At 71.0% G+C, this 11,752-nt stretch carries 13 protein-coding genes; 6 read left to right on the top strand and 7 right to left on the bottom strand.

Going from position 1 to position 11,752, the window contains the following annotated elements:
* Position 1: 1 nt before the first annotated feature.
* Together ACI2K4_RS08855 and ACI2K4_RS08850 are read left to right on the top strand one after the other, a co-directional pair.
* Entirely contained in the window at positions 2–1,585 is a 1,584-nt protein-coding gene (locus ACI2K4_RS08855; protein WP_404509847.1) for an alpha/beta hydrolase, read from the top strand.
* A gap of 46 nt (positions 1,586–1,631) precedes the next feature.
* Positions 1,632–2,090 (top strand): GNAT family N-acetyltransferase, encoded by a 459-nt coding sequence (locus ACI2K4_RS08850; RefSeq protein WP_404510307.1) that lies wholly within the window; start codon positions 1,632–1,634, stop codon positions 2,088–2,090.
* Between the two features lie 27 nt (positions 2,091–2,117).
* On the opposite strand, the gene ACI2K4_RS08845 is transcribed toward ACI2K4_RS08850, so the two are convergent.
* From ACI2K4_RS08845 to ACI2K4_RS08825, 5 genes are all read right to left on the bottom strand, one after another.
* A complete protein-coding gene (locus ACI2K4_RS08845) occupies positions 2,118–2,528 on the bottom strand; it encodes a hypothetical protein (RefSeq protein WP_404509845.1) in 411 nt (136 codons plus the stop codon).
* Positions 2,525–2,992: a hypothetical protein gene (locus ACI2K4_RS08840; RefSeq protein WP_404509843.1), complete on the bottom strand. Its 468-nt coding sequence runs from the start codon at positions 2,990–2,992 to the stop codon at positions 2,525–2,527. The genes ACI2K4_RS08845 and ACI2K4_RS08840 overlap by 4 nt, the downstream gene beginning before the upstream one ends.
* Positions 2,993–3,407: 415 nt before the next feature.
* Positions 3,408–4,214 (bottom strand): hypothetical protein, encoded by an 807-nt coding sequence (locus tag ACI2K4_RS08835; RefSeq protein WP_404509842.1) that lies wholly within the window; start codon positions 4,212–4,214, stop codon positions 3,408–3,410.
* A 392-nt stretch (positions 4,215–4,606) separates the two neighbouring features.
* Positions 4,607–5,644, bottom strand: coding sequence for a non-homologous end-joining DNA ligase (ligD, locus tag ACI2K4_RS08830; protein WP_404509841.1), 1,038 nt, complete (start codon positions 5,642–5,644; stop codon positions 4,607–4,609).
* A gap of 29 nt (positions 5,645–5,673) precedes the next feature.
* On the bottom strand, positions 5,674–6,249 hold the full coding sequence (locus ACI2K4_RS08825; RefSeq protein WP_404509839.1) for a hypothetical protein: 576 nt from the start codon (positions 6,247–6,249) through the stop codon (positions 5,674–5,676).
* 66 nt (positions 6,250–6,315) lie between these two features.
* On the opposite strand from ACI2K4_RS08825, the gene msrB reads away from it, so the two are divergent.
* From msrB to ACI2K4_RS08810, 3 genes are all read left to right on the top strand, one after another.
* A complete protein-coding gene (gene msrB / locus ACI2K4_RS08820) occupies positions 6,316–6,729 on the top strand; it encodes a peptide-methionine (R)-S-oxide reductase MsrB (protein ID WP_404509838.1) in 414 nt (137 codons plus the stop codon).
* A gap of 127 nt (positions 6,730–6,856) precedes the next feature.
* Positions 6,857–7,117, top strand: coding sequence for a Prokaryotic metallothionein (locus ACI2K4_RS08815; protein WP_404509836.1), 261 nt, complete (start codon positions 6,857–6,859; stop codon positions 7,115–7,117).
* Between the two features lie 69 nt (positions 7,118–7,186).
* Positions 7,187–7,627 carry a GNAT family N-acetyltransferase gene (locus ACI2K4_RS08810; RefSeq protein WP_404509835.1) on the top strand — a complete coding sequence of 147 codons (441 nt, stop codon included), beginning with the start codon at positions 7,187–7,189 and terminating at the stop codon, positions 7,625–7,627.
* 139 nt (positions 7,628–7,766) lie between these two features.
* On the opposite strand, the gene eis is transcribed toward ACI2K4_RS08810, so the two are convergent.
* Both eis and ACI2K4_RS08800 read right to left on the bottom strand, forming a co-directional pair.
* A complete protein-coding gene (gene eis / locus ACI2K4_RS08805; RefSeq protein ID WP_404509833.1) occupies positions 7,767–9,002 on the bottom strand; it encodes an enhanced intracellular survival protein Eis in 1,236 nt (411 codons plus the stop codon).
* A 124-nt stretch (positions 9,003–9,126) separates the two neighbouring features.
* A complete protein-coding gene (locus ACI2K4_RS08800) occupies positions 9,127–9,879 on the bottom strand; it encodes an acetate uptake transporter family protein (RefSeq protein ID WP_404509832.1) in 753 nt (250 codons plus the stop codon).
* Positions 9,880–10,088: 209 nt separating this feature from the next.
* Between ACI2K4_RS08800 and ACI2K4_RS08795 the strand changes: the two genes are divergently transcribed.
* The gene (locus ACI2K4_RS08795; RefSeq protein ID WP_404509831.1) at positions 10,089–11,723 is read left to right on the top strand and encodes a hypothetical protein; all 1,635 of its coding nucleotides are present in this window, start codon (positions 10,089–10,091) and stop codon (positions 11,721–11,723) included.
* Positions 11,724–11,752: the final 29 nt, after the last annotated feature.

Genomic DNA, 11,752 nt, shown 5'->3' with positions numbered 1-11,752 from the left:
GGTGACCCGCACGCTCGCCCGACGCTGGCGCGTACTCGCCGGCTGCGTCGCCGCCACACTGCTGCTGAGCGGCTGCACGCTGCCCGTCTTCGCGCCGCGTACCGAGGGCGGGGCCGCCGGTCCCGCCCCGTCCGGGCCGGTCGGGGGAACCGCGGACTGGCGGCCCTGCCCGGAGGTTCCGCGCGAGTTGGTCGGCCGGGCCGCGCCGGACATGCGGTACGACTGCGCGACCGTCGCCGTACCCCGGGACTGGCTCGCCCCCGGCGCCACCGCCTCCCCCAACAACCGCGACACCTTCGGCATCGCCCTGATCCGGGCCCGCTCCGCCAAACAGCGCGACCGGATCGGTTCGCTGCTGGTCAACCCGGGCGGCCCGGGCGGCTCGGGCGTGGACACCGCGGTCTACCTCTCCTTCGGTTCGGCCTTCGGCGGCATCCCGGCCGACGTGACCGATCGGTTCGACATCGTCGGCTTCGACCCGCGCGGCGTGGCCCGGTCCAGCCCGGTGGAGTGTGTCTCCGACGAGAACCTGGACGCCAGTTTCGGGTACGACCCCGACCCGGACACTCAGGCCGGCTTCGACGGGCTGGTGGCGCTGAACCAGCGCATCGGCGAGGCGTGCGCCGACAGGTACGGCGACGAACTGCGCCTGTTCTCCACCGAGCAGGCGGCCCGGGACATGGACGCGATCCGGGCGGCGGTCGGCGACGAGAAGCTGACCTACCTGGGCTACTCGTACGGCACCCTGCTCGGGGCGACGTACGCCCAGCTCTTCCCGCGTAACGTCCGGGCGCTCGTGCTCGACGGCGCGGTGGACCCGAAGCAGGACAGCGTCGCCGACTCGGAGAGCCAGGCCAAGGGCTTCGAGCTGGCCTTCACCAACTTCACCCGGTGGTGCGCCCAGAACGCGGCCCGTTGCCCGATCGGTCCGGACGCGCGGGCGGCGGTGACCGAGGCGCTGGCGAAGGCGGACGTCTCCCCGGTGCGCGGGCGCGGCGGCCGGACCGCGACCGGCGGTTGGATCCTGTACGCCGTGATCGCCTCGCTCTACGCCGAGTCGGACTGGGAGAAGCTGGCCAAGGCGATCGACCAACTGCGGGGCGGGGACCCGACCGGGGTGTTCGAGCGCGCGGACTCGTACGCCGAACGCGAGCCGGACGGCACCTACTCGAACCTCTTCGACGCCAACCTGACCGTCAACTGCGCCGACGACGAGGGCACCCCGGACCTGGCCGGAATCCGCGATCTCCAGTCGCAGTGGCGGACCCGCTACCCGCTCTTCGGCCCCCCGCTCGCGCTCGGCCTGTTGACCTGCCGGTACTGGCCGGCGCAGCGGGACCCCTACCCGACCGGCCCGGCGACCGGGGCGCCGCCGATCCTGGTCGTCGGCACCACCGGTGACCCGGCCACCCCGTACGAGCAGACGCCGAAGCTGGCCGAGATGCTCGGCGTCGGCACCGTGCTGACCTGGGACGGCGAGGGCCACACCGCGTACCCGCAGACGCGTTGCATCACCGAGGCGGTGGACGCGTACCTGGTCGACCTCACCGTGCCCCCCGCCGGCCTGCGCTGCCCGGCCCGCTGACCGGAACGCCGGTCGGCTGTGTCAGGCTGGCCGGGTGACCGAGGAGATCATCTATCGGGTCGCCGGGCGGACGGACGTACCGGCGATCGTGGCGCTGCTCGCCGACGACGAACTCGGCGCGACCCGCGAGATCGTCGGTGAGGAGGTGGACGCCGCCTACTGGGCCGCCTTCGAGGCGATCGACGCCGACCCGCGCAACGTGCTGATCGTCGCCGATCACCACGGCGAGGTGGTGGGCACCATGCAGCTCACCTTCGTCCCGTCGCTCACCCGTGGCGGCGCCGAGCGCGCCGAGATCGAGGGGGTACGCGTCCGTGCCGACCGACGCGGCAGCGGACTGGGCCGCTCGATGATCGAATGGGCGGTGGAGCAGGCCAGGGAGCGGGGCTGCGGTCTGGTCCAGTTGACCACCGACAAGCGACGTATGGCCGCCCACCGCTTCTACTCGCGGCTGGGATTCCAGGCCAGCCACGAAGGGATGAAGCTCCCGCTGCGGCGGGGGTAGGCCACGGGGCGCCCTCGGCGGTCCGGGTCACGGGATCCGGGAACCCGGACCACCGCCCGCCTCTCCGGCGAGGATGTACTCCCGGAGACGCTCGATGGTGGCGTCACTGGCGAAGATCGCCCGCTGCCACCGCCGGATGAGGTCGGTCATTTCCTGGACCGCGGCACGGAGTTCACGAATCTCCCGGCTTGCCGCCGCGGCCTGGCGGCGGGCCCGTTGGGTCTCCGCCTCCAGCTCCGCCACCCGGGTCTTGAGTGGATCGACCAGGGTGAGGGCGGTGTCGGTGAGTACGTCGGCGGCGTCGGCCCGGAACTTGCGTCGCTGCAGTGCGACGGTGGCGATCGCGGTCACTCCGCCGGTGCCGCCCAGCAGTCCCACCACGGAGAGCAGGATCTGGATCCAGGTCGGCCCGGACGCGGTGGATACTGCGGTGATCACGGCGATTCTCTCTCTACGAGCAGGGGGACCTCGACGAGTGTGCAGGCGGCTCCGATCTGGGCAAGCCGGCGTAGGTCGCGGACGATCTGCGTACTACGCCAGTGGGAGGCGGCCGAGACGGCGCCGACGAAGGTGCCGGCGGCCAGGCCGGCACGTCCGCTGGTGGCGAAGATGGCGATGGTGTACATCCCGGTGGTGGTGCCGAAGAGCACGATGGCACCGAGTTCCAGCCCCAGACCGGTGGAGAGCTGGCCGCGCCAGGTGATGCCGACGAGGCCGAGCAGGCCGCCGACGATCAGGCCGACCTCCCAGATCGCCTGCACCGCCTCCGGCATCGTGACGGCGACCGACCGGGGCCGGGCGTCGGCGAGCACCAGGCCCGAGCCGCAGACGACCGCGGCCACGAGCAGGGTCACCTCGAACGGGTGCCGCCCCGAGATGATCGGCAGTGGACGCATCGTCATCCCCTCCGGACCGTGGGCACGCAGCCGCCGGCGGGCGGCTGGTCGGATCCGGTACGGCCGGTTGATGTATGCCGAATCGCGCGGTAGGCGCTGAGTCTCATGATTTGCCCCCTGGCTTCAAGTGGTAGCACGCCCGACGGACCTCCGCCGATCCGCAGTTGTGTCGCGTTTCGGCAGGTCAGAGCACTTTCCTGGGGCGGGAGGCGGCGGGCCGGCCCGGGGTGCGTCGGGACGGACCGGCCCGCCGCCGGTGGACGCCGAGCGGTCCGCCGCCGTGCGGACACGACGGACCGTTCGACGCGCGGGGCGGATCCGGCGGACCCCGCGACGGCCCGGTGCGCTCCGGTGTGGAATCGAGCGGCCGGCCGCCCTGCCTGCCGGACCCGGGTGTTGCCCCGAGTCGTCAGGAGTCGGTTCAGCGCGGGGTCGCCGCGATCCGCCGCAGCAGCGCCTCGGCCAACTTGTCGTAGTCGATCGGGGTCGGCTTCGCCGCCTCCGCCGTCTGGAGCTTGAGTACGGCGGTGACGTCACGGCGGAGTTGGTTGAACTCGCGGACGAACTTCATCTCGCGGGTTCCACCGTCGGTGGTCTCCTGCATGTCGAGCAGCGCGTCGCTGGCCTGCCAGGCCACTGACAACGCACCATCCTGGGCCGGGGTCATCATGTCGTCCTCCTCGATCGGTGTGGTGGTGTTGGTGTCGCCGAGCGCGATCGCGAGGATTCGCCGCATCAGCCCCCGATCGGCGCAGTGGCGCCGGTCGAGACTCAGGTGCCAGTGCCAGAGATGCGAGCTGTCCGAGGTGGCCGCGACGTTGCGGACGTTGTCCCAGCCATCCACCACCTTGTCGCCGTCGACGTTGCAGTAGATCTCGCGGACCTCTTCGAGCTGCCCGGCCCGCATCGCGGTGAGCAGCCGCTTGGACTGGGCGATCATGCTTTCGGTGCTGCCCGGGGTGAAGTCGAAGCCGGCGATGTGCCGCAGTTGGTCCGCGGTCAGCCCGGTCTGCTTCGTGTAGGTACGGCTGGTGGCGAGTGGACTCTTCTCGATGAACTCCTGCGACCGGTGCGCACCCCTGAGGTGCAGATAGTCCCCTTTTGTCCCTGCGGCGGCGCGGGGTCGACCGGTACGTCGGCACAGTTCGTCCCCGAGCCAGTCAAGCTCGACGGTGACGATCTCGCGGCGGACCCAGGGATCGGCGTTGAATGCTGCCTGCGTGGCCATGAAGGCACCGCTTCCCGAACACGGACCGGGCGGTCAGCGGGCAGGTGTCGTACCACCGGCGGCGGCGAGCATCGCCCGCCCGAGAGGTAGACCTGCCGGTTCGTGATCTGATTTTCGATGATCTCCTCGACACGGCGAGGAATTGCCCGGCCGGTCCGACGGGGGGCCGGCCACGCCGGGCCGCGTTGCCCGGCCGGCGCGTCGACGGGTGCCGCACACCGGTTTCCGGATCCCGGTGCGGGCCGGTCGGGGGGATGTGGATGCCTCCGAACCACCCGCCGACAACGCCGTTACTTTAAGCAACGACGCCTCTGACCTGCGGTTTCGTATCGGCGTGCAGGATGGCACATTTTGCGATCACGGTCGGCCGCAACCCGACGCCGAGCCTGTCGTTATCCGGATTTCCCGTCGGTCGGACGGGCCCGGCTGGGCTGGACCCGCTTCGGCTCACCCGGCATCTTCGGATGGTCCGGCGGGTACGGCAGGTCGCCCGACCCGCCCCGGTCGTCGCGGTCGGCCCACTCCAGCAGCGGGGTGATGTCCCACGGCGACTCGTCCAGCCCGGCGTACGGGTCGCCGATCGTGGCGATCCTCGGTGGCACCGTACGCAGGTCGAAGTCGTCCGGCTCGACGTCGGCCAGTTCGTCCCAGGTGACCGGGGTGGAGACGGTGGCCCGGGGGTTCGCGCGCAGCGAGTACGCGCAGGCGATGGTCCGGTCCCGGGCCATCTGGTTGTAGTCCAGGAACACCTTCTCGCCCCGCTGCTCCTTCCACCACGAGGTGGTGGCCAGGTCGGGGCGACGGCGCTCGATCTCCCGGGCGAAGGCGATCACCGCCCGGCGTACCTCGGTGAACGCCCAGCGCGGCTCGATCCGCAGGTAGACGTGGACGCCCCGGCCGCCGGAGGTCTTCGGGAAACCGGTCGCGCCCAACTCGTCGAGAAGTCCGCGCACCTCACCGGCGACCGTCACCGCGTCGGCGAAGTCGGTGCCCGGCTGCGGGTCGAGGTCGATCCGCATCTCGTCCGGCCGGTCCACGTCGGCCGCCCGTACCGGCCACGGGTGGAACACCACGGTGCCCATCTGCGCGGCCCACGCGACATGGGCCAGGTCCGCCGGACAGAGTTCGTCGGCGGTACGACCGCTCGGGAACTTGATCTCCGCGGTCTCCACCCATGGCGGCACGCCCCGGGCCGGCACCCGCTTCTGGAAGAACGCCTCCCCCTCGATCCCCTCCGGGAAGCGTTGCAGGGTGGTGGGACGCGACCGCAACGCCCGCATGATGCCGTCGCCGACCGCGAGGTAGTACTCGAACACGTCCCGCTTGGTGTAGCCCGGTCCGGGGAAGATCACCCGGTCCGGGCTGCTCAGCCGTACCTGGTGTCCGGCCACCTCGACCTCGACGGCCGCCACCTTCGCACTGCCTGCCATGTCGCGACCATATGCCAAGAACGGGCCGCTCACGGCCCCTGCCCGGGGGTCGGTTCGGGTCGCGCCGGCACCCGCCAGTCCCGGTGGGTCGCCCAGAGGTGGCAGATCAGGAAGAGTTTCCGCTCGAACCTCGGGTCCCGGGCGAGCCACCCGTCGTACGGGGCCCGCAGCCGCAGCACCGCGCCGTTGCGCAGGTAGACCGCGACCAGGGTCCGCCCGCGTCGGCGCTCCGCCCGGATGTCGACCACCAGTCGCCAGGGTGCGAAGCCGTCCAACCCCAGTGGCACGCTGCGGACACCCAACTCGTCCAGCCGGGCCCCGACCCGACGGCGGATCACCAGGCCGTAGACCAGGCCCAGCGGCAGCGGGACGAGTGCGGCGAACCAGGTCGGCTGCGGCGGGGCGCGCAGGTGCCAGGTCCCGCCGACCAGTACCGCCAGCGCGGTGGGCCCGGTCAGCACGGCGCCGCTGAACACGAACGTGCCCACCGTGCCACTCCAGAGCCCGTGCAGGAGCGCCTGACGCCAGGTCGGCCGGAAGTCGGCCAGCACCGTGAGCCGATGCTTGCCGTCCTGATCCCCGCCCGGCCTGGTGGCCGCCCGCATGCCCTGTCAACGATCGCCGGGGGCGGTTGGTAATCATCCACGCGCCGGCCGCCGTACCGTTGGGGTATGACTCTTGACAAGAAGGAGCTCCCGCGTACGGAGGACGAGTGGCGGGTCCGCCTGTCACCCGAGGAGTTCCGGGTGCTGCGCCAGGCCGGCACCGAGCGGGCCTGGACCGGCGAATACGTCGAAACCAAGACTCCGGGGACATACCGCTGCCGAGCCTGCGACGCGGAACTCTTCTCCAGCGACACCAAGTTCGACTCGCACTGCGGCTGGCCGAGCTTCGACCAGGCCCTGCCCGGCGCGATCCGTTACATCGAGGACCGGTCGCTGGGGATGGTCCGGGTCGAGGTCCGCTGCGCCAACTGCGACTCGCACCTGGGGCACCGGTTCGACGGTGAGGGGTTCACCCCGACCGACGCCCGTTACTGCATCAACTCGGTCTCCATGCGCCTGGACCCGACCGACGTCCACTGATCGACCGGTTTCCGCCGGGGTGGCCGGATCACCTGCAGCCCCGGCCGGGGCGGTTTGACCGTTCCGGTTGCCCTCCGTGGTTCGGACCCGCAAGCTGGGGGACAGTGTCCGAAACGGGGGATTTGTCATGGCAATCTGCGAAACCTGCGGCAACGACTACTGGATGTCGTTCGAGGTACGGACGGTGAGCGGCGACTCGCACACGTTCGACTCGTTCGAGTGCGCGATCCAGGCACTGGCGCCGATCTGCGAGCACTGCCAGGTCCGGATCGTCGGACACGGCGTCGAGGTGTCCGGCCGGTTCTTCTGCTGCGCCCACTGTGCCCGCGCGGTCGAGGGTGACCGTGGCGCCGCGATCAAGGACGCGGTCGGCGCCCGTCCCGCCTGAGCCGAACCGGAGCGGGACCGGTCCCCTCCGGCTGTCTCCGCCACGCGCCGTTGCGCCTACGATCGCGGAATGCCTGCCACCCTCCACGTCGCCCCGTTCGCCGACCTCGACGCCCGTACGCTGCACGACCTGATCCGGCTGCGGGTCGACGTGTTCGTGGTCGAGCAGAAGTGCCCGTACCCGGAGTTGGACGGTCGGGACGTCGAGCCGGGCACCCGGCACCTCTGGCTGGAGCAGGACGGTGCGCCCGTGGCGTACCTGCGGATCCTGGCCGACCCCGACGGCGTCGAACGGATCGGGCGGGTCGTGGTGGCGGCGAGCGCGCGTGGTGACGGCCACGCCGGTCGTCTGATGACCGAGGCCCTCGCGGTGATCGGCGAGCGCACCAGCGTGCTGGAGGCACAGGCCCATCTCGCCGGCTTCTACGCCCGTTACGGCTACTCCCCCACCGGACCGGAATACCTGGAGGACGGCATCCCCCACCTGCCGATGCGCCGCACCCCCGCCTGACCGCGTCGGGTGTCGGAGGGTCTTCGGCTCCTCCCGCGCGGGTGTTGGTCACGTTTTTCGTACATGTTCTTCCGTGTACGTACGCGAAAGAACATGTACGAAGAAAACGCGGAACACACTCCTGCCCGGTGGCCGACCGTCAGAAGTCGGCGAAGATGTACGGCATCGTGCGCGGGAACAGGGAACGGAGCTGGGCGGCGGCGGGAGCCGGCACGTCGCCGAAGCCGCGCAGGGGCAGTTCGTCGGGATCGAGTACGCCGTAGACCAGCGCGGAGATGCCGGCGGCGGTGAGCGTGGCGGTCGGCACCGAGGCGGCGGCACCGCCGGCACCGGGAGTCACGTCGAGCCGACCGGCACCGGCACCGGCACCGGCACCGGCACCGAGATCGGACCCGCCGTCGAGCAGGTAGGCACCAGCGACGTACGGGTCGTCGACGACCTCGATCCGTACCCGACCGGGGCCGACGGAGATACCGCGCAGGGCCTCCACGGAGAGCACCCGGGCCATCGGGGCGCCCAGGGTGGGGAAGACCACCCTGGTCTCGCTCTGGATGGCGAGGTCGGTGGCCCAGAGTTCCGGCGACTCGTCGGCGGGGACCACGACGCTGATCCGGTCCACCTGGTCGACGTGGCGGGCGAGGAACTGCAACAGCAGCGCCCGGCCGAGCGGATTCGCGGTCAGCATGTCCTCACCGAGCAGCGTGCCGCCGTGGCCGTCGATGGTGTAGGTGAGCGCGCCGACCACCTCGCCGTCGGCAACGGCGGTCACCAGCCAGCGGTCGTCCCGGTCCCGGAGTTGGACCGCCCGGTGGTCGGGCAGGAGCGAGAAGCCGTGCCGGGAGGTGAGCAGCCGCTCGGTGAAGGCGCGGTAGTCGTCGTACCCCTCCCGGATCCGCTGCCAGCGCAGCTCGCCCGGCAGGTCGGCCCGGAGCAGTTCGCCGAGGTCCGCCGGGGAGAACCGGACCGTACGCGGCCGGGGCAGGCCGACGTACCCGAAGCGGGCGTAGAAGGAGGGGCGGAACGGGTAGAGCGCGGTGACCGCGTACCCCTCGTCGCGCATGTCGCCGAGCATCCGGGTGACCAGCGCGCGGACATGTCCCTGACGCCGGGCGAGCGGTTGGGTGGCGACACCGGTGATGCCGAGCATCGCGAACACGCCGCCCCGGACGTTCTGCCGCATCGGGAGTGCGCTGACCACCGCCCGGGTACCGCCGTCGTCCTCCGCCACGAGCGTGACGTTGCCCTCGTGGTAGGGCAGGTGTTCCTGGTACTTCTCCAGCTCGGTCGCGGACATCGGCGACCGTTCGAAGGCGTACCCCTGGATGGGCCAGCTCAGCGTCGGACGTTCCTCGTTGGTCAATCGGCGGATCTTCATCGCCCCATCCCAGCGGGCTTCGCCCCTGGGTTCAACCCGGTTACCGCCGACGTGGACCCGACCGGCTCACGCCGCTGGTCGGGTCCACGTCCGGACGGACCCCGGGGTCAGCCGGTCGGGTGGGTCACTGGCCGACCTTGATGCCCGGCTCGCCCGCGACGAACTGGATGGACTGGCGGGGTTCCCGGCCCGGTACGTTGACCCCGCCCCGCTTGCCGATCGGCAGGATGACCCGGCGGAAGGTCCCCTCCAGCATCATCGCGGTGGCGACGTACCAGGCGATCAGGGCGGCGACGATGAAGAACCAGGCGCCGGTGGTACGCCACGCGGAGCTGTCCGCGATCTGGCCGACCCCGAAGGTGGTGGCGCCGGCGGCGAGCGCGGTGAGCACCCCGGCCAGGCCGAGGTTCACCGCCAGCGCGGCCACCGCACCGGACCAGGTGACAGCGGCCATGGCCACGAACCAGTAGCCGAGCGCCACGAACGGGGTGGGCTGGGTCAGCACTCCGATGGCGACGAGCAGGAAGAGCAGGCCGTAGGCGAGCCAGAACGCGCCCCACATGCCGTGCATGGCGGTGGCCAGGCCGTCCCGGGCCCGGTACGCCCACATGCCGGCGAGGAGTTGGGCCAGGCCGCCGGTGAAGGCGGCGAACGGGAAGAGGAACTGTGGCGTCGCCGAGCTGCCGTACCAGCCGGCCAGGTTGGTGGCGACCACGAAGGTGGCGGCGGCGAAGCCGAACAGCCCGAGGATCGAGGGCGCGGCGACCGGCTGGAGCGAGATCGTGGCGTGGTTGCGCCAGAACTCGAACTCGCCGTCGTGCCCGTCGTGGCCGTCGTGGCCGCGCATGGGTTGTGCCGGGCGGGACATGTGAGACATCTCCAGACTCCTTCTCCAGCGGATCTCACCGCCTTACGCGGCCGTGCCCGTAGCTCTCGCGGACTACCCATCGGACCAGGCATTACACGGATCGGGACGGCACGGCCTTCGCGCCGACCGCCAGGGCGCCTTTCGGTCATTTGTTGACTTTCTCCCATGGTCGAAATAGCCTTCGGCCGATCTGTAAAGTTTGTGAACCGGGAGGCACCGTGGACCTCGGGCCGAATGTCCTGGTGTTCGACCCGTCGATGCCCAGCTCGACGATCCAGGACCGGTTGGACGCCGTCTTCCGCCGGCAGGAGGAGAACCAGTTCGGCGACGACCGGTACGCCCTGCTGTTCCGGCCCGGCAGCTACGACGTCGACGTCAACGTCGGCTTCTACACCCAGGTCGCCGGCCTCGGGTTCCTGCCCGACGACGTCACCGTCAACGGCGGCGTACGGGTCGAGGCGGGCTGGTTCGGCGGCAACGCCACCCACAACTTCTGGCGCGGCGCGGAGAACATGTCGGTCAATCCGCCGTCCGGCACCGACCGGTGGGCGGTGTCACAGGCCGCGCCCTACCGCCGGATGCACGTACGCGGCGACCTCCAGCTCGACGACGGCGGCTGGTCCAGCGGCGGGCTGCTCGCCGACACCCGGATCGACGGGGAGGTCCGCTCCGGGTCGCAGCAGCAGTGGTTGTCCCGCAACACCCGGTGGGAGAGCTGGACCGGTTCGAACTGGAACATGGTCTTTGTCGGCGCGGTCAACGCCCCGGCGAACAGTTTCCCCGACCCGCCGTACACCACGGTGGGACAGACCCCGGTGGTACGGGAGAAGCCGTTCCTCCACCTCGACCCGGCCGGCGACTACCGGGTCTTCGTACCGGCGTTACGAACCAACTCGGCCGGTACGAGCTGGGCCTCCGGCAACCCGGCCGGCACCTCCCTGCCGATCGACGATTTTCTCGTGGTGCGGCCGGGCGCGACCGCCGCCACCGTCAACGCGGCCCTGGCCCAGGGTCGGCACCTGCTCTTCACCCCGGGGATACACCACCTGGCCGACACCCTGCGGGTGACCCGGCCGGACACGGTGGTGCTCGGGCTCGGCATGGCCACCCTGATCCCGGACGACGGCGTGGTCGCGATGACCGTCGCCGACGTCGACGGGGTGAAGATCGCCGGGCTGCTCTTCGACGCCGGCCCGACCAACTCCCCGGTGCTGCTGGAGGTCGGCCCGACCGGCTCGTCGGCGGACCACTCGGCCAACCCCACCTCGCTGCACGACGTGTTCTTCCGGGTCGGCGGCGCGGCGGTCGGCAGGGCCACGGTCAGCCTGCGGGTGAACAGCTCACACGTGATCGGCGACCACCTGTGGCTCTGGCGCGGCGACCACGGCCACGGCATCGGCTGGGACCTGAACACCGCCGACACCGGCCTGGTCGTCGACGGCGACGACGTCACCATGTACGGCCTCTTTGTCGAGCACTACCAGAAGTACCAGATTATCTGGAACGGCGAGCGGGGCCGGACCTACTTCTACCAGAACGAGATCCCGTACGACGTGCCGGACCAGGCGAGCTGGCGCGACGGCGGCCAGCAGGGGTACGCCGCGTACCAGGTGGCCGACGCGGTCGACACCCACGAGGCGTGGGGACTGGGCAGCTACTGCTTCTTCAGCGGCAACCCGTCGGTCGTACTCGGGCACGCGTTCGAGGTGCCGGAGAAGGCCGGGGTCCGGTTGCACAACATGACCACGGTCTCGCTCGGCGGTGGCGTCGGGACCATCCGCGCCGTCGTCAACGGCGTCGGCGACCCGGTGGACCCCGACAACACCGTGTCGACGCTGGTCGACTACCCCTGATCGGCGCCGCCGGGCGACCCGGCGGTGCG

This window comes from Micromonospora sp. NPDC050397 (genome assembly GCF_044901685.1).
GTDB lineage: Bacteria > Actinomycetota > Actinomycetes > Mycobacteriales > Micromonosporaceae > Micromonospora_G.
Note: the sequence above shows the minus strand (reverse complement) of the source record. Positions and strands in the feature narration are given on the sequence as shown.